Genomic DNA, 16,927 nt, shown 5'->3' with positions numbered 1-16,927 from the left:
GGGTGATAAGACGGGCGACCAAAGGCATGATAGAAGGCGTGGAAGTGACAATCCTCCAAAGTATTCACCACTTTTTCAATCGTAAAGACGAGATGGTCTTGTGGCAAGAAAGAACTGATTTCTAGTGGTAAAGTTGTTTGATTTGTGTTATAGTGAATATGCATGGGATAGCCTTTCTAAATGGTTTATTGTGCAATTCTATTTTACCAAGACTATCGCAACCATGCAAAAAAGCAACGGATTTGCCGTTGCTTTTTTTGGAGATAAGGGACTATTGTCCCAGGCTCTTTAGTATCGAAAATATTTTCGGGAATATATGAACATTTTCTGAAAATTTTATTGAAAAATTCGGAAAAACTGGTAAAATATATAAAGGAGGGAGAGTTTTGTACACTATCATTTCGATTTTATAAAAAAGTACACTTTGATAATTGGTATATACTGAAAATGATATGAAATAATCACCATCTTTTTTATGCTAATCGTCGAATGAGATATGTTAATTTTTTGAATATTTTACGGAAAATACTTGAAAATATGGTATGTAAATAGTAGAATAGAAATATAGAAAACGCTTACATATCTGATGTTTGTTTGTAGAAATTTCTTCAAATGAATGGGAAAAGATAGTAACTGTTGACTAGGTGGTGTCATTGCTTGTGGCGTTTGGTTAAGTATCATATTGTGCTGACTGAGAACGTTCTAGGGTCATTAGAAAGGTGGTTTGATGGATACAAAAGAAGCAGTTTGGACCTTTGGTCTTGGGGAAAATTATCGTGTGCAGCACTATTTGGGGGCACATTCGATGGAACAGGATGGACAGTCGGGCTACGTCTTTCGTGTTTGGGCTCCTAATGCGCAGGCGGTTCATCTTGTAGGTGATTTTACGAATTGGTATGAGAAGCAAATTCCTATGGTGAAAAACGAGGCAGGAATTTGGGAAGTTTTTACGACTTTGCCACAAGAGGGGGATATTTATAAGTACAATATTCAACGGAGCACTGGTCAGGAAATTCTGAAACTGGATCCTGCAGCTATTTATTTTGAAAAACGGCCGGGTACAGGTGCGGTCATTCATACAGTTCCTGAGAAAAAATGGCGTGATGGACTTTGGTTGGCACGGCGTAAGCGCTGGGGATTCCGTCAGCGTCCGGTCAATATTTACGAAGTGCATGCGGGCTCTTGGAAGACTAAGGAAGATGGGCAGCCATATACTTTCAAGGAATTGAAAGAAGAGCTGATTCCTTACTTAGTTGAGATGGGCTACAGTCATGTGGAATTTATGCCGCTGATGGCTCACCCTTTGGGACTGAGTTGGGGCTACCAGCTGATGGGATATTTTGCTTTAGAGCACACCTACGGAACGCCGGAAGATTTTCAAGATTTTGTTGAAGAGTGTCATTTAAACAATATTGGTGTTATCGTAGACTGGGTGCCGGGGCATTTTACTATTAATGACGACGCTCTGGCTTACTATGACGGAACACCGACTTTTGAATATCAGGATCATGATCGTGCACATAATTATGGCTGGGGAGCTCTTAATTTTGATTTAGGAAAGAATCAAGTTCAATCTTTCTTGATTTCTAGTCTTAATTTCTGGATCGAATTTTACCATTTAGATGGTGTGCGGGTTGATGCTGTTAGCAATATGCTCTACCTTGATTATGATAGTGGTCCTTGGCAGCCTAATAAGGATGGTGGCAATCGTAATTATGAGGGCTATGCTTTTCTGCAAAAGCTCAATACAGTTATCAAAGGCTATCACCCTGATGTCATGATGATTGCAGAAGAGTCAACTAGTGATACTAAGATTACAGGCTTAGTGGAACATGATAGTCTAGGTTTTGACTACAAGTGGAATATGGGTTGGATGAATGATATTCTTCGCTTCTACGAGGAAGACCCAATTTATCGTAAGTATGACTTTAATCTAGTAACCTTTAGTTTCATGTACGCCTTTAATGAAAACTTTATCTTGCCATTTTCTCATGATGAAGTTGTTCACGGTAAGAAGAGCCTTATGCATAAGATGTGGGGTGACCGCTATAATCAATTTGCTGGTCTTCGCAATCTCTACACCTATCAAATGTGCCACCCAGGGAAAAAACTTCTTTTCATGGGAAGTGAATGGGGGCAATTCCTTGAGTGGAAATCAGAGGAAGCCTTGGAATGGCGTGATTTGGCAGATGAGATGAATGCTAAGATGCAGCAGTTCACCAAGGCATTGAATGCTTTTTATAAAGAACATCGTGTTCTGTGGGAAATTGACGATAGCTATGACGGAATTGAAATTATTGATGCAGATAACAGCGATGAAAGTGTTCTTAGCTTTATTCGGAAAAATGACAAAGGCGAGATGTTAGTTTGCATTTTCAATATGGCTCCTGTGGAACGTAAGAATTTCACGATTGGAGTTCCAGTCTATGGTGTTTATGAGGAAATTTGGAATACCGAGTTAGAAAAATGGGGAGGTGTTTGGAAGGAACACAATGAACAAGCGACAACCCAAGTAGGGTTGTGGAAAGATTACCAGCAAAGTTTGAGTTTTACTTTACCAGCTCTAGGAGCAAGCATTTGGAAAGTGAAGCGAAAAATGAAGCAGCCAGCAAAACAGGAAGCCACTGACGAAAAGTAGGCTTAATCCTCTCTTACAAAAAGGAGTTCTAAATGAAGAATGAAATGTTAGCATTGATCCTTGCGGGTGGGCAAGGAACTCGTTTGGGTAAACTTACTCAAAGTATTGCCAAACCAGCAGTACAATTTGGTGGACGCTACCGTATCATTGACTTTGCTTTGTCCAATTGTGCCAATTCAGGAATTCATAATGTTGGTGTCATTACTCAATACCAACCATTAGCTTTGAATAGTCATATTGGAAATGGTTCTAGTTGGGGACTGGATGGTATTAACACAGGAGTTTCTATTCTCCAGCCATATTCAGCAAGTGAGGGCAATCGTTGGTTTGAAGGAACTAGTCATGCGATTTATCAAAACATTGATTATATTGATACTATCAATCCTGAGTATGTCTTGATTTTGTCTGGTGACCACATTTACAAAATGGACTACGATGATATGCTTCAATCTCACAAGGACAACAACGCCAGTCTGACGGTAGCTGTTCTGGATGTTCCTTTAAAAGAAGCGAGTCGTTTTGGTATTATGAATACAGATGCCAATAACCGCATTGTCGAGTTTGAAGAAAAACCAGCTGAACCTAAGTCTACTAAGGCTTCTATGGGGATTTATATCTTTGACTGGAAACGCCTGCGTAATATGCTGGTAGCTGCTGAAAAGAGCAATGTAGATATGTCTGACTTCGGTAAGAATGTTATTCCAAATTATCTTGAATCCGGCGAAAGTGTCTATGCTTATGAATTTAAGGGATATTGGAAAGATGTTGGAACGATTGAGTCACTTTGGGAAGCCAATATGGAATATATTTCTCCAGAAAATGCTTTGGACAGTCGCAATCGCCAGTGGAAAATTTATTCACGTAACTTAATTTCTCCACCAAACTTCCTTGGAGAAAATGCTCATGTAGAAGATTCTTTGGTTGTGGACGGCTGTTTGGTAGATGGCACGGTTAAGCATTCCATTCTTTCTACGGAAGCTCAAGTGCGTAAAGATGCAGTTGTAGAAGATTCTGTGATTATGAGTGGTGCTATCATTGGTCAAGGTGCAAAAATCAAACGTGCTATTATTGGTGAAGGAGCTATCATTTCTGATGGTGTAGAAATTGATGGAACAGACGAAGTACAAGTTATCGGATACAATGAGAAAGTGGGGGTACCATCAGATGAAGATTGATAAATATTCAGCAATTTTAGGAAATACAGTTGGATTTCATGATATGTCTACTTTGACAAATCATCGTCCAGTTGCCAGTTTGCCGTTTGGTGGGAAATATCGTTTAATTGACTTTCCGTTGTCTAGCCTGGCCAATGCAGGGATTCGGAGCGTCTTTGGCATTTTCCAACAAGATAATATTAGTTCTGTCTTTGACCATATCCGTTCTGGACGTGAATGGGGGCTGTCTACTCTTTTGAGTCACTACTATCTTGGTATTTATAATACGCGCGTAGAAAGTTCTACTGTTGGTAAAGAATACTACGAGCAATTATTGACCTACTTAAAACGTTCAGGCAGCGATCAAACGGTAGCATTGAACTGTGATGTTTTGGTGAACATCGACTTGAACCAAGTCTTCCACTTACATGGTACAACTGATCAACCGATCACAGTTGTCTATAAAAAATTACCAAAAGAAGAAATTTCCGAAGTCAATGCTGTTTTGGAAATTGATGAAACAGATCATGTGAAAAATCACCATCTTTTTGATGATAAAAAAGATCAGGATTTGTACAACATGTCAACGGATATCTTTGTTGTGGATACACCTTGGCTGATTGAAAAATTAGAAATAGAAGCACAAAAAGAATTTCCTCAAAAATTACGTTATGTTTTACGTGATTTAGCTGCTCAGGAAAAAGCGTTTGCTTATGAATATACGGGTTATTTAGCAAATATTCATTCTGTCACTTCGTACTTCAATGCCAATATTGATATGCTTGATTCACAAAAATTCTATTCCCTTTTCTCTCCAAATCAAAAGATTTATACTAAAGTAAAAAACGAAGAGCCAACTTATTATGCAGTCGGTTCTAAGGTTTCAAATGCTCAATTTGCTTCCGGCAGTATTATTGAAGGAGAAGTGAGTGGTTCTGTCATTTCTCGTAATACTCGTATTAAAAAAGGAAGTCGTGTAAAAAACAGTATTCTTTTCCCACGTGTCCTTATTGGCGAAAATGCTGTTGTAGAATATGCAATCTTAGATAAGGGTGTTGAGGTTGCTGAGAATGTGACCGTTCGAGGAACAGTTGATAACCCAGTTGTTCTTAAAAAAGGCGAAAAAGTGACAGAGGATAGAATTCAATGAAAATTTTATTTGTAGCAGCAGAAGGTGCACCTTTTTCTAAAACAGGAGGATTGGGAGACGTCATTGGCGCTCTCCCTAAATCACTTGTTAAGGATGGGCACGAAGTTGGCGTTATCTTGCCCTACTATGATATGGTAGAGGCTAAGTTCGGTGAGGAGATGGAAGATCTCTTTCATTTTGAGGTAAAAGTTGGCTGGCGCAGTCAGTATGTCGGTGTGAAACGTCTTGTTTTAAATGGTGTTAGTTTTTATTTTATTGATAATCAGCATTATTTCTTCCGCGGACATGTATACGGAGACTTTGATGACGGTGAGCGCTTTGCTTTCTTCCAGCTAGCAGCGGTTGAGACTATGGAGCGGATTGATTTTATTCCTGATATTCTCCACGTGCACGACTACCATACGGCGATGATTCCTTTCTTGGTTAAGGAAAAATACCGCTGGATTCAGGCTTATCAAAACATCAAGACAGTTTTGACTATTCATAATCTGGAATTTCAGGGACAATTTTCTGACGGCATGCTCTGGGATTTGTTTGGTGTCGGCTATGAACGCTATGCAGACGGCACTTTGCGCTGGAATGATTGCCTGAATTGGATGAAGGCGGGTATTCTCTACGCTGACCGTGTGACGACTGTGTCGCCGAGCTATGCCCATGAGATTATGACGCCAGAATTTGGCTGTGGTTTAGATCAAGTTTTGCGTATGGAGTCAGGCAAGGTGATCGGGATTGTCAATGGGATTGATACCGACTTGTACAATCCAGAAACAGATAAATTATTGCCTTACCATTTTAGTAAGGACGATCTGTCTGGTAAAGCGGAAAATAAACGGGCGCTGCAAGAGCGCGTGGGTCTGCCAGTGCGGGACGATGTGCCGCTGATTGGGATTGTCTCTCGCTTGACCCGCCAAAAAGGCTTTGACTTGGTGGTTGAAGAATTGCACAACTTGCTGCAGGAAGATGTGCAGATTGTGCTTTTGGGAACGGGCGACTGGTCTTTTGAGCAATCTTTTGCTTGGTTTGGACGCTCCTATCCTGAAAAATTATCAGCCAATATCTTATTTGATGTTGGTTTGGCACAAGAAATCTATGCCGCAAGCGATCTTTTCCTCATGCCGAGTCGTTTCGAGCCATGCGGTCTGTCGCAAATGATGTCCATGCGCTATGGAACCTTGCCGCTGGTGCATGAAGTCGGTGGACTTCGTGACACTGTTGAACCTTATAATGCGGTTGAAGGTACAGGCACAGGCTTCAGCTTTAATAACTTCAGTGGTTACTGGCTTCATTGGGCATATAAGACAGCAATTGATCTTTATTATGAAGATAAAGCGACTTGGAATAGTTTACAAAAACAAGCAATGTCGCGCGATTTCTCTTGGGATTCAGCAAGCAAAGCCTACAGCCAACTTTATCAATCACTTGTTTAATCAAACGGCAGACACTACTTGTTAAGGTTTTAATGGAAAGGGAAGTTTCCCTATTGAGTAGGGTACTGTTTGCTCTACTATGAAAGGAAAAAGATGCAACTTACAACTGAAAAATTCATTCGGGATTTTAAAGACACACTCCATGAGGAGCAGATGATTAAGGTTCCAGATGCTTCGCCAGCCGAATTATTTGAAACACTGGCTCATACAATTCGCAAATATATTACCCCACTTTGGCTGGAACGTCGCCGTAAGCTGGTTGAAAGTCAACAAAAGATTGCTTATTATTTCTCGATTGAGTTTCTACCGGGAAGAATGCTGGAAACCAATCTACTAAACTTAGGAATTCTTGACACGGTGAAGGAAGGTTTTGCTGAGTTAGGTGTTGATTTTGACGCTGTTCGCAATGCAGAACATGACATGGCATTGGGAAATGGCGGACTGGGACGTTTGGCAGCGGCCTTTATGGACTCGCTTGCAACAACAGGTTATCCCGGTTTTGGAAATGGGATCCGTTACCAATATGGACTGTTCAAGCAAAAGATTGTGAATGGCTACCAAGTTGAATTGCCAGATGACTGGTTTGGCAGCCTAGGAAATGTCTGGGAAACTCGTAAGGATCATGATGCAGTTTTCGTTAATCTTTATGGGAATGTTTATCTACGCGCCAATGAAGAGGGACGCATTACCCCTATATATGAAAATGCTCAAGTTTTACGAGCAGTGCCTTATGATGTGCCACAGATTGGTTTTGGAAATGATAATGTCAATAATTTGCGCTTATGGGATGTTGAAATTCCAGAGAAATTTGAACATTTTTACCCAACACTTGAATCGCGTCGCAAGGTAACAGACATCACAGCCGTTCTTTATCCAGATGATTCTAATTCTGAAGGAAAAGAATTGCGTCTGATTCAGGAATACTTCATGACCAGCGCTGGGCTCCAAACCATTATCAAAAGCTATCTCAAACAAGGTTTGCCTTTGGAAAAAATCCATGAAAAGGTGTCTGTTCATATCAACGACACGCACCCAGCTGTCGCACCTGCCGAATTTATGCGACTGCTAATTGATGAGTATGGGCTTGAGTGGAATGAGGCTTGGCAAGCAACTGTCAAGACCATGAGCTACACTAACCATACCATTTTGTCTGAAGCTTTAGAAAAATGGGATGCCGGTCTCTTCAAATATGTTCTTCCACGGGTTTATCAGATTATCCTTGAAATTGACAATCGCTATGTGGCAGAATTGGCTAACCGTGGTATTGCGCCAGAGATGATTGAAAACACACGGATTGTCAAGGATAATCAAGTCCACATGGCGCATTTAGCCATTATCGGCGGTCATTCGATTAACGGAGTGGCAAAATTGCACACCGAGCTGCTCAAAGAAGATACGCTGCGCGATTTTTATGCCATTTATCCAGAAAAGTTCAACAACAAAACCAATGGGATTATCCAGCGTCGCTGGTTGCAGATTTCAGATGAGCCCTTATCGGCTGAGATTGACAAGCTGATTGGCAATCACTGGCGGACAGATATTCACGAGCTACGCAAGCTCTTGGATTATCAAAATGACCAGCAAGTGCTGAACGATTTTTACCGCGTTAAGCAGGAAGCCAAGGCGCGTCTCGCAGCCTACATCAAGGAATCAACAGGCGTTGAGGTATCAACAGAAGCGATTTTTGATGTGCAGGTCAAACGCCTCCACGCTTACAAGCGCCAGCTGTTGAACCTCATGCATATTATCAAACTTTACTGGGACTTGAAGGACAATCCTGACAAGGATGTGGTGCCACGCGTCTTTATTTTTGGAGCCAAGGCAGCGCCAGGCTATCATTTTGCCAAATCCGTCATCAAACTCATCAACGAAGTTGCTAACTTGGTCAACCATGACGAAAGTCTGCAAGGTAAGCTCAAGGTCGTCTTCTTGGAAAACTACCGTGTCAGCTTAGCTGAGCTGATCATCCCAGCAGCGGATGTGTCCGAGCAAATCTCCCTCGCCTCCAAAGAAGCCTCTGGAACGTCTAACATGAAATTCATGATGACGGGTGCCATTACTTTGGCAACCTTGGACGGAGCCAATATCGAGATTAAAGACGAGGTCGGAGACGACAATATCGTGATTTTCGGTATGGACAAGGACGAGGTTTATAGCCATTATCAACGCCATGATTACTATTCACGCGGTGTCTATGAAAGCAATCCAGTCATTCGTCGTGTGGTTGATACCTTCATCAACGGTACCATTCCAAATGCTAGTCAAGAAGGGTCTGAAATCTACGAAGCCCTTATCACGCATAATGACGAATACTTCTTGCTAGAGGATTTCGCTTCCTATGTTGCAGCGCAAGAAAAGATTGACCAGCTCTATCGTGACAAGGGAAAATGGGCTAAGATGAGTTTAGTGAATATTGCACATTCAGGCAAGTTCACTTCTGACGATACTATTACTCAATATGCTCAAGAAATTTGGAATTTGAAGAAATAAGTTGCTCTACCTAGAAAAGCACTTCTTAAATTAGCAGTGTTCCTGCTTTAAGGAGTGCTCTTTCTATAAAGAATAAAATTTTGTCCGACTTTTAGCCGTAAAAAAGAGTGGTTTTTACGATGGGGAAATATTTTAAGAATTTTCTCTTAAAAAGCGCTTTCTTTTTGATTAAAAATTTGACAAATACGATTTTTAGGACTAAACTAAGTAAGTAAAAATTTTTAAAGGAGAATTCACGATGAATTTAACATTTTTTGGACTTTGTCTTGCCTGTATGGGTGTTTCGATTGCAGAAGGTCTGCTTATGAGTAATCTTTTCAAATCAGCGTCTCGTCAGCCAGAGATTATCGGTCAATTAAGAACTTTGATGATTATGGGGATTGCCTTTATCGAAGGTACTTTCTTTGTAACATTGGTTATGGCATTCATCATCAAGTAAGAACAGGAAAGTTTTTCATCTTTAGAAAAGGAGGGGAGTTAGTTGGAAGAAAGTGTAAATCCAACCATTCAGTTAGGTCCTGTGACCTTTGATTTGACCCTGCTTGCTATGTCTCTTTTAGCTGTTCTCATGGTCTTTGCCTTTGTTTATTGGGCGAGCCGCAAGATGACCCTTAAGCCGTCGGGAAAGCAAAATGCCTTAGAATATCTCTATGATTTTGTGATTGACTTTACCAAGGGAAATATCGGAAGCAAATATATGAAGAATTATTCTTTGTTTTTGTTTTCGCTTTTCTTGTTTTTGGTAGTAGCCAATAACCTTGGTCTCATGGCAAAATTGCAAACGACCAGCGGTGAAAATCTTTGGACGTCACCGACAGCTAACCTCGGTTTTGACCTTAGCATGTCTTTCTTGATCACTTTGATTTGCCATGTAGAAGGCATTCGTCGCCGAGGCGTGAAAAAATATCTGAAAGCTTTTGCGACACCGGGCTTTATGACGCCAATGAATATCTTGGAAGAGTTCACCAACTTCGCTTCTTTAGCCTTGCGGATTTACGGGAATATCTTTGCAGGGGAAGTTTTAGCTGGTTTGCTGGTGACCCTTTCTCATCAGGCTTTTTATTGGTACCCAGTAGCTTTTGTTGCTAATTTTGTATGGACAGCTTTTTCCGTTTTCATTTCTTGCATTCAGGCTTATGTTTTCACTATGTTGACATCCATGTACTTGGGCAAGAAAATTAATGGTGAGGAATAAAGAGAAAGGAGTCGAATAAATGAATATAACCATAGGTGAATTGATTGGAAACTTTATCCTTGTGGCAGGTTCCTTTCTTCTTTTGATTGTCCTAATCAAGAAATTTGCTTGGGGCAATATCACCAGCATTTTTGAAGAAAGAGCAAAGAAAATTTCTGACGATATTGATAGTGCAGAATCTGCGCGTCAAAAAGCAGAAGAACTGGCTCAAAAGCGGGAGCATGAGTTGGCAGGCAGCCGCGAGGAAGCAAGCACGATTTTGGAGACGGCCAAGGAAACGGCTGAGAAAAATAAGGCTGGCATTTTGGCGGACGCAGCAGCAGAAGCTGGTCGCTTGAAAGAAAAAGCCAAGCAAGAAATCGCTCAAAATAAGGCAGAAGCTCTGACCAGCATCAGAGGAGAAGTGGCTGATTTGTCGGTGGAACTTGCTAGCAAAATCTTAGCCCAGCAATTAGACAAGGATACTCAAAGTGAACTCATCGACCGCTATATTGACAAGCTAGGAGACGCATAATGGATAAGAGAAGGTATGCCCTCATCGAAAAATATGCCACTCCTTTTGTGCAAGTAGTGATTGAACAAGGGCAGCAAGCAGCTGTTTTTGAGGTATTGAGTCAAATCAAATCGGTTTGTCAAGAAACCAATTTGGCTGACTTTTTGGCGCATATTGGCTTGGAAAAGGAAGAAAAGGTCAAGTGCCTGCAACTTTTCCAGTCGACAGGTTCGCAGCTAGTCGACAACTTGCTTAGTCTCTTGATTGAAAATAATCGCGAAGATTTGCTTTATCCGCTGGTGGTGGATAGTTTGAGCAAGCTAGAGAAGATTAGCAATGAATTTGAAGTGACGGTCAAGTCAACTCAGGCTTTGTCAGAGGTGCAAAAGGAGCGTTTGCTTCCACTGATTGAAAAGAAAATGGGCTTGAAAGTTCGTTCTTTGAAAGAGGAAGAAGATGCCAATCTGATTGGTGGCTTTGTCATCACAGCCAATAACAAAACGATTGATGCCAGCATTAAACATCAATTACAAGCAGTAAAAGAAAATTTGAAATAGAAAGTGGTGTGAATTTTGGCGATTAACGCACAAGAAATCAGCGCTTTAATTAAGCAACAAATTGAAAATTTCCAGCCAAATTTTGACGTCACAGAAACGGGAGTCGTCACTTATATTGGTGATGGAATTGCGCGGGCTCATGGTCTGGACAATGCCATGAGTGGAGAGCTTTTGATTTTTGAAAATGGCTCTTACGGTATGGCGCAAAACTTAGAAGCAAACGACATCGGGATTATCATTCTGGGTGATTTTACAGATATTCGCGAGGGCGATAGCATTCGTCGCACGGGTAAAATCATGGAAGTGCCGGTCGGCGATGCGCTCATCGGTCGTGTTGTAGACCCGCTTGGTCGTCCTGTTGACGGACTGGGGGCTATTGAGACGGACAAGAGCCGTCCTGTCGAAGCACCAGCGCCCGGCGTTATGGAGCGTCAGTCGGTTACAGAGCCCATGCAGACAGGTTGGAAGGCGATTGATGCCTTGGTACCAATCGGTCGCGGGCAACGGGAGTTGGTCATCGGAGACCGCCAAACGGGGAAGACAACGATTGCTATTGACGCGATTTTGAACCAAAAGGGACAAGATATGATTTGTATCTATGTCGCCATTGGTCAAAAGGAATCAACAGTGCGGACGCAGGTTGAAACGCTACGTCAATACGGCGCTTTGGATTACACCATTGTCGTGACGGCATCTGCTTCCCAGCCTTCTCCTTTGCTTTACTTGGCGCCTTACGCTGGAGTGGCAATGGCAGAAGAATTTATGTACAATGGCAAGCATGTCCTCATCGTTTACGACGATTTGTCTAAGCAGGCGGTGGCTTATCGTGAATTGTCCCTCCTTCTTCGTCGTCCACCAGGACGTGAAGCCTTTCCTGGGGATGTCTTCTATCTGCACAGCCGTCTTTTAGAGCGTTCTGCCAAGGTTTCTGATGAATTAGGCGGCGGCTCAATTACCGCTCTGCCATTTATCGAAACGCAAGCCGGTGACATCTCGGCCTACATCGCAACCAACGTGATTTCAATCACTGACGGACAAATCTTCCTCAGCGACAGCCTCTTTAATGCGGGAGTTCGTCCTGCTATTGACGCGGGGTCATCTGTGTCGCGGGTCGGTGGTTCAGCGCAAATCAAGGCCATGAAAAAAGTGGCAGGTACGCTGCGGATTGACCTTGCCAGCTATCGTGAATTAGAAGCCTTTACCAAGTTTGGTTCTGATTTGGATGCGGCAACACAAGCGAAATTGAACCGCGGTCGCAGAACGGTGGAAGTCTTGAAACAACCTGTCCACAAGCCGCTGCCAGTGGAAAAGCAAGTGGTTATTCTCTACGCTTTAACACACGGTTACTTGGATAGTGTGCCAGTCGATGACATCGTTCGTTTTGAAGATGAATTGCATGATTACTTTGATGCACATCATGAGGAGCTTTTGGAAACCATTCGTGTGACCAAAGACCTCCCTGATGAGGAAGTCTTGGACGCTGCTATTGCGGAATTTAAAAATCAATCCAACTTCAAATAGAAATCGAGGTGTCAGATGGCAGTTTCTTTGAATGATATAAAAAATAAAATTGCATCCACGAAAAACACCAGTCAAATTACCAATGCCATGCAAATGGTTTCTGCTGCAAAATTAGGGAAATCAGAGGAAGCGGCTAAAAACTTCCAAATCTATGCTTCCAAGGTTCGTCAGCTCTTGACCGACTTGCTGCATTCTGGGAATTTTAGCTCTTCCAATAATCCCATTCTGATTAGTCGCCCTGTCAAGAAAACGGGTTACATCGTGATTACCTCGGACCGCGGTCTGGTCGGTGGTTACAATGCGACCATTCTCAAAGCTATGATGGAAATGCTGGCTGAGTATCATGATAAGCATGACTTTGCCATTATTTCTATCGGTGGCATGGGCGCGGACTTTTTCAAGGCGCGCGGTATTCAGCCTGTCTATGAACTGCGCGGTTTGGCTGACCAGCCGAGCTTCGACGAAGTGAGCAAGATTATCAACAAAGCCGTGGAAATGTACCAAAATGAGCTTTTTGATGAGCTTTATGTTTGTTACAATCACCACATCAACAGCTTGACCAGCCAGATGCGGGTAGAGCAGATGCTTCCGATTGTTGACTTGGATCCCAACGAAGCTACCGAAGGCTACAGCCATAATTTTGAGCTGGAGTGCGGTCGGGAAGCAATCTTGGAGCAATTATTACCCCAGTATGCAGAAAGTATGATTTACGGGGCGATTATTGATGCCAAGACGGCTGAAAATGCAGCAGGTATGACTGCTATGCAGACCGCGACTGACAATGCCAAAAAGGTTATCAACGATTTGACCATTCAGTATAATCGCGCGCGACAAGCAGCCATTACGCAGGAAATCACGGAAATCGTTGCAGGTGCCAGTGCGCTGGAATAATGCAATACATAAAGAATAGAAGAGTGAGATACGAGTTTGAACATATGAATATATGTAAAAATAACTAGATGTTCTCATATCTTGTAAAATTGAATACGCCCTAAAAACTTTGGAAAATCGCGAACGAAAAAGTTGTGACTTCAAAACGCAGTAGACATCTGTTTGTAGGCGGCGCTCCTGCTTGCCTCCAAGCTAGCTGTCCTTGCGGGGGTCTCACAACGGAGTTGCTGGCAACTCCTGTTCGGCCGCCTATTTTTTCCTTGTTTTCTTAACGGGCTTTGTATCTTAAAGGAGAAATACATGAGCTCAGGCAAAATTGCTCAGGTTATTGGTCCGGTTGTGGACGTTGTCTTTTCAACGGATGACAAGCTACCTGAGATAAATAATGCACTTGTAGTCTATAAAAATGACGAGAAAAAATCAAAAATTGTTCTTGAAGTGGCTCTTGAGCTTGGTGACGGAGTCGTTCGGACCATTGCCATGGAGTCAACCGACGGTTTGACGCGTGGAATGGAGGTCTTGGATACTGGTCGTCCTATTTCAGTACCAGTCGGGAAGGAAACGCTTGGTCGGGTCTTCAATGTTCTGGGAGATACCATTGACTTGGAAGCTCCTTTTGCAGAAGACGCGCTGCGCGAGCCAATCCATAAAAAAGCACCGACTTTCGATGAACTTTCGACCTCATCAGAAATTTTAGAAACAGGAATCAAGGTTATTGACCTGCTGGCTCCTTACCTAAAAGGTGGGAAAGTCGGACTTTTCGGTGGTGCCGGAGTAGGGAAGACCGTCCTCATTCAGGAATTGATTCATAATATCGCTCAAGAACACGGTGGGATTTCCGTCTTTACTGGTGTCGGGGAGCGGACTCGTGAAGGGAACGACCTTTACTGGGAAATGAAAGAATCTGGCGTTATCGAAAAGACGGCCATGGTCTTTGGTCAGATGAATGAACCGCCGGGAGCTCGGATGCGGGTGGCTTTGACTGGTTTGACTATTGCCGAATACTTCCGCGATGTGGAAGGACAAGACGTGCTGCTCTTTATCGATAATATCTTCCGCTTTACCCAAGCAGGTTCAGAAGTGTCTGCCCTTTTGGGACGGATGCCGTCAGCCGTTGGTTACCAGCCAACCTTGGCAACTGAAATGGGGCAACTGCAAGAACGGATTACTTCGACCAAGAAAGGTTCTGTTACTTCTATCCAAGCCATTTATGTGCCAGCCGATGACTATACAGACCCAGCGCCAGCTACGGCTTTCGCCCACTTGGATTCAACGACCAACTTGGAGCGGAAATTGGTTCAGCTAGGTATCTATCCAGCGGTGGACCCTCTTGCGTCAAGCTCACGGGCTTTGGCGCCTGAAATTGTCGGCGAAGAGCACTATGCGGTGGCGGCAGAAGTCAAGCGAGTGCTGCAACGCTATCATGAATTGCAGGATATTATTGCCATTCTTGGTATGGACGAATTGTCCGACGAGGAGAAGACCTTGGTTGCGCGTGCGCGCCGCATTCAATTTTTCCTTTCGCAAAATTTCAACGTTGCGGAGCAGTTTACAGGACAACCCGGATCTTACGTGCCGGTAGCAGACACCGTTCGTGGTTTCAAGGAAATCTTGGATGGTAAGCATGACCATCTACCAGAAGATGCCTTTCGTGGTGTTGGCTCGATTGAGGACGTTATCGCCAAGGCTGAAAAAATGGGATTTTAAGAGGTGACCTATGGCTCAAATGACAGTGCAAATTGTGACACCAGACGGTTTGATTTATAATCACCATGCCCAGTTTGTTACAGTTCGTACAACTGACGGTGAAATGGGGATTTTGCCCCATCATATCAACACAATCGCAGTTTTAGCTGTTGATGAGTTGAAAGTTCGTCGTGTTGATGATGTCAATCATGTGGACTGGATTGCGGTTAATGGTGGCATTATTGAAATTGCCAATGATCTGATTACGATTGTTGCCGACTCAGCAGAGCGTGAGCGGGATATTGATATCAATCGTGCCGAACGTGCTAAACTTCGTGCTGAACACGAGTTAGAAGAGGCACATGATAAACATTTGATTGATCAGGAAAAACGTGCACGAATTGCTTTGCAAAGGGCAATCAATCGGATCAATGTTGGTAGTAAGTAGATGTGCTAGGGGTTGTGAAAGACACGTGATGCTTATGCCAAAAGTTGGAGCATACAACAGCGAACTCCAACATGGCTGCACCCTATACATCTTTTAAATAATTTAGAGGTCGGGAATTTTCTTTCCAACCTCTTTTTTATGTGCGACTATCTGAGCGTTGTCCCATTGTCAATGATGTGAGACCAATTGAAGCCAAAAAGAAGAATCCTTGATATGATAAGAGTCATGACACAACTACCACAAAGGAATCTTCTCATGACTAGTATACCACAACATCTCCGCTATTTGCCACACACACTCAATACGCGCTACCATGCGGTCAAAACCTATCGCACTGGCGCATCAGTCGCTTTCATCTGTCGCAGATACAAGGTCTCAAAGGCTTCCCTCATGCGCTGGAACAAGCGTTTTGACGGCACAAAAGATTCTCTGCGGGATAAGTCTCACAAACCTCTGACTCCTCATCCAAATGCTCATACCGATGAAGAAATCACCTGGATTAAAAACTGCATTCGGCGAAATCCCAATGCAACTCTCATCGAGATTTTCTACAAGCTCAAGGTCAATAAAGGTTACAAACGCCATCCTAACTCCCTTTACCGAGTCTTGAGAAAACTAGGATTCTTCAATGATACCAAGAAAAAGAAGAAGGCTTACGTCCCCAAGCCCTACGATACTCCGACACAACTGGGAATAAAGTGGCAGATGGATGTCAAATATGTCCCAAAGCACTGCTACACGGGCAAACTTCCTGATAAGTTTTACCAGTACACTATGATCGACGAAGCCTCCAGAGAACGCTTTATCTTCCCTTTCAAGGAACAATCCTCACATTCGACCGTGCAATTTGTCAAAATGGCCATCAAACACTTTAAATACCAGCCCAAAATGATTCAAACCGATAATGGTGTTGAGTTCACTCATTTCAAGGAAACCAAGCAGATCCATCCTTTGGATATCCTTTGTCAGGAGTTAGGAATTGAACACAAGTGCATCCGCCCTCGAACGCCACGACACAATAGGAAGGTTGAACGCAGCCACCGAAATGATAACAGGCGCTTCTACCAACGCTTGCAATTTTACTCTTACGATGACCTTATCAAGCAGATGAAAAACTATCTTTACCTGTCTAACCGCCTCCCCATGCAGACTCTTAACTGGTTATCGCCTATTGAAATCAGAAATTCTTTACAAGGGGCTAGCCCCTTGTAAAGAATAACATATCAGCTTTCTATTTCTTAGATTGTTGGTCTCACATCATTGACAATGGGACAAAA

General features: G+C 42.8%; 14 protein-coding genes and 1 pseudogene. 14 read left to right on the top strand and 1 reads right to left on the bottom strand.

From position 1 onward, the window contains the following. Positions 1–164: pseudogene (locus A3I3_RS11295) on the bottom strand (IS1182 family transposase); the annotation flags it as partial. 563 nt (positions 165–727) lie between these two features. On the opposite strand from A3I3_RS11295, the gene glgB reads away from it, so the two are divergent. The 14 genes from glgB to A3I3_RS0106465 all read left to right on the top strand — a co-directional run bounded on the left by glgB (position 728) and on the right by A3I3_RS0106465 (position 16,862). Next, a complete protein-coding gene (gene glgB, locus A3I3_RS0106530) occupies positions 728–2,638 on the top strand; it encodes a 1,4-alpha-glucan branching protein GlgB (protein ID WP_018371924.1) in 1,911 nt (636 codons plus the stop codon). A gap of 32 nt (positions 2,639–2,670) precedes the next feature. Beyond that, on the top strand, positions 2,671–3,813 hold the full coding sequence (locus A3I3_RS0106525) for a glucose-1-phosphate adenylyltransferase (RefSeq protein ID WP_018371923.1): 1,143 nt from the start codon (positions 2,671–2,673) through the stop codon (positions 3,811–3,813). Further along, positions 3,803–4,942 (top strand): glucose-1-phosphate adenylyltransferase subunit GlgD, encoded by a 1,140-nt coding sequence (gene glgD / locus A3I3_RS0106520; RefSeq protein WP_003069762.1) that lies wholly within the window; start codon positions 3,803–3,805, stop codon positions 4,940–4,942. Before A3I3_RS0106525 ends, glgD begins: the two co-directional genes overlap by 11 nt. Next, on the top strand, positions 4,939–6,369 hold the full coding sequence (glgA, locus tag A3I3_RS0106515; RefSeq protein WP_018371922.1) for a glycogen synthase GlgA: 1,431 nt from the start codon (positions 4,939–4,941) through the stop codon (positions 6,367–6,369). The genes glgD and glgA overlap by 4 nt, the downstream gene beginning before the upstream one ends. 93 nt (positions 6,370–6,462) lie before the next feature. After that, positions 6,463–8,859 (top strand): glycogen/starch/alpha-glucan phosphorylase, encoded by a 2,397-nt coding sequence (locus A3I3_RS0106510; RefSeq protein ID WP_018371921.1) that lies wholly within the window; start codon positions 6,463–6,465, stop codon positions 8,857–8,859. Between the two features lie 238 nt (positions 8,860–9,097). Further along, positions 9,098–9,298: a F0F1 ATP synthase subunit C gene (locus A3I3_RS0106505; protein WP_018371920.1), complete on the top strand. Its 201-nt coding sequence runs from the start codon at positions 9,098–9,100 to the stop codon at positions 9,296–9,298. Between the two features lie 42 nt (positions 9,299–9,340). Beyond that, on the top strand, positions 9,341–10,054 hold the full coding sequence (gene atpB / locus A3I3_RS0106500; RefSeq protein ID WP_018371919.1) for a F0F1 ATP synthase subunit A: 714 nt from the start codon (positions 9,341–9,343) through the stop codon (positions 10,052–10,054). 19 nt (positions 10,055–10,073) lie between these two features. Further along, positions 10,074–10,568: a F0F1 ATP synthase subunit B gene (gene atpF / locus A3I3_RS0106495; protein WP_018371918.1), complete on the top strand. Its 495-nt coding sequence runs from the start codon at positions 10,074–10,076 to the stop codon at positions 10,566–10,568. Beyond that, the gene (locus tag A3I3_RS0106490) at positions 10,568–11,104 is read left to right on the top strand and encodes a F0F1 ATP synthase subunit delta (RefSeq protein WP_018371917.1); all 537 of its coding nucleotides are present in this window, start codon (positions 10,568–10,570) and stop codon (positions 11,102–11,104) included. Before atpF ends, A3I3_RS0106490 begins: the two co-directional genes overlap by 1 nt. 15 nt (positions 11,105–11,119) lie before the next feature. Continuing rightward, positions 11,120–12,625, top strand: a complete 1,506-nt coding sequence (gene atpA, locus A3I3_RS0106485; RefSeq protein ID WP_018371916.1) for a F0F1 ATP synthase subunit alpha — start codon at positions 11,120–11,122, stop codon at positions 12,623–12,625. Between the two features lie 15 nt (positions 12,626–12,640). Next, entirely contained in the window at positions 12,641–13,516 is an 876-nt protein-coding gene (locus A3I3_RS0106480; RefSeq protein WP_018371915.1) for a F0F1 ATP synthase subunit gamma, read from the top strand. Between the two features lie 300 nt (positions 13,517–13,816). After that, positions 13,817–15,223, top strand: a complete 1,407-nt coding sequence (gene atpD / locus A3I3_RS0106475) for a F0F1 ATP synthase subunit beta (protein ID WP_018371914.1) — start codon at positions 13,817–13,819, stop codon at positions 15,221–15,223. A gap of 10 nt (positions 15,224–15,233) precedes the next feature. Further along, positions 15,234–15,650, top strand: a complete 417-nt coding sequence (locus A3I3_RS0106470; protein WP_018371913.1) for a F0F1 ATP synthase subunit epsilon — start codon at positions 15,234–15,236, stop codon at positions 15,648–15,650. 255 nt (positions 15,651–15,905) lie between these two features. Next, complete coding sequence (locus A3I3_RS0106465) at positions 15,906–16,862, top strand: DDE-type integrase/transposase/recombinase (RefSeq protein ID WP_018370962.1); 957 nt, start codon at positions 15,906–15,908, stop codon at positions 16,860–16,862. The last annotated feature ends 65 nt before the right edge of the window (positions 16,863–16,927 follow it).

Origin of the sequence: Streptococcus massiliensis DSM 18628 (assembly GCF_000380065.1) — a bacterium.
Lineage (GTDB): Bacteria > Bacillota > Bacilli > Lactobacillales > Streptococcaceae > Streptococcus > Streptococcus massiliensis.
This window is presented reverse-complemented; position numbering and strand designations above follow the sequence as displayed.

Coding starts and splice junctions, on each gene's coding strand:
- glgB (WP_018371924.1), top strand. CDS start 728: ATGGATACAAAAGAAGCAGTTTGGACCTTTGGTCTTGGGGAAAATTAT.
- A3I3_RS0106525 (WP_018371923.1), top strand. CDS start 2,671: ATGAAGAATGAAATGTTAGCATTGATCCTTGCGGGTGGGCAAGGAACT.
- glgD (WP_003069762.1), top strand. CDS start 3,803: ATGAAGATTGATAAATATTCAGCAATTTTAGGAAATACAGTTGGATTT.
- glgA (WP_018371922.1), top strand. CDS start 4,939: ATGAAAATTTTATTTGTAGCAGCAGAAGGTGCACCTTTTTCTAAAACA.
- A3I3_RS0106510 (WP_018371921.1), top strand. CDS start 6,463: ATGCAACTTACAACTGAAAAATTCATTCGGGATTTTAAAGACACACTC.
- A3I3_RS0106505 (WP_018371920.1), top strand. CDS start 9,098: ATGAATTTAACATTTTTTGGACTTTGTCTTGCCTGTATGGGTGTTTCG.
- atpF (WP_018371918.1), top strand. CDS start 10,074: ATGAATATAACCATAGGTGAATTGATTGGAAACTTTATCCTTGTGGCA.
- A3I3_RS0106490 (WP_018371917.1), top strand. CDS start 10,568: ATGGATAAGAGAAGGTATGCCCTCATCGAAAAATATGCCACTCCTTTT.
- A3I3_RS0106480 (WP_018371915.1), top strand. CDS start 12,641: ATGGCAGTTTCTTTGAATGATATAAAAAATAAAATTGCATCCACGAAA.
- atpD (WP_018371914.1), top strand. CDS start 13,817: ATGAGCTCAGGCAAAATTGCTCAGGTTATTGGTCCGGTTGTGGACGTT.
- A3I3_RS0106470 (WP_018371913.1), top strand. CDS start 15,234: ATGGCTCAAATGACAGTGCAAATTGTGACACCAGACGGTTTGATTTAT.
- A3I3_RS0106465 (WP_018370962.1), top strand. CDS start 15,906: ATGACTAGTATACCACAACATCTCCGCTATTTGCCACACACACTCAAT.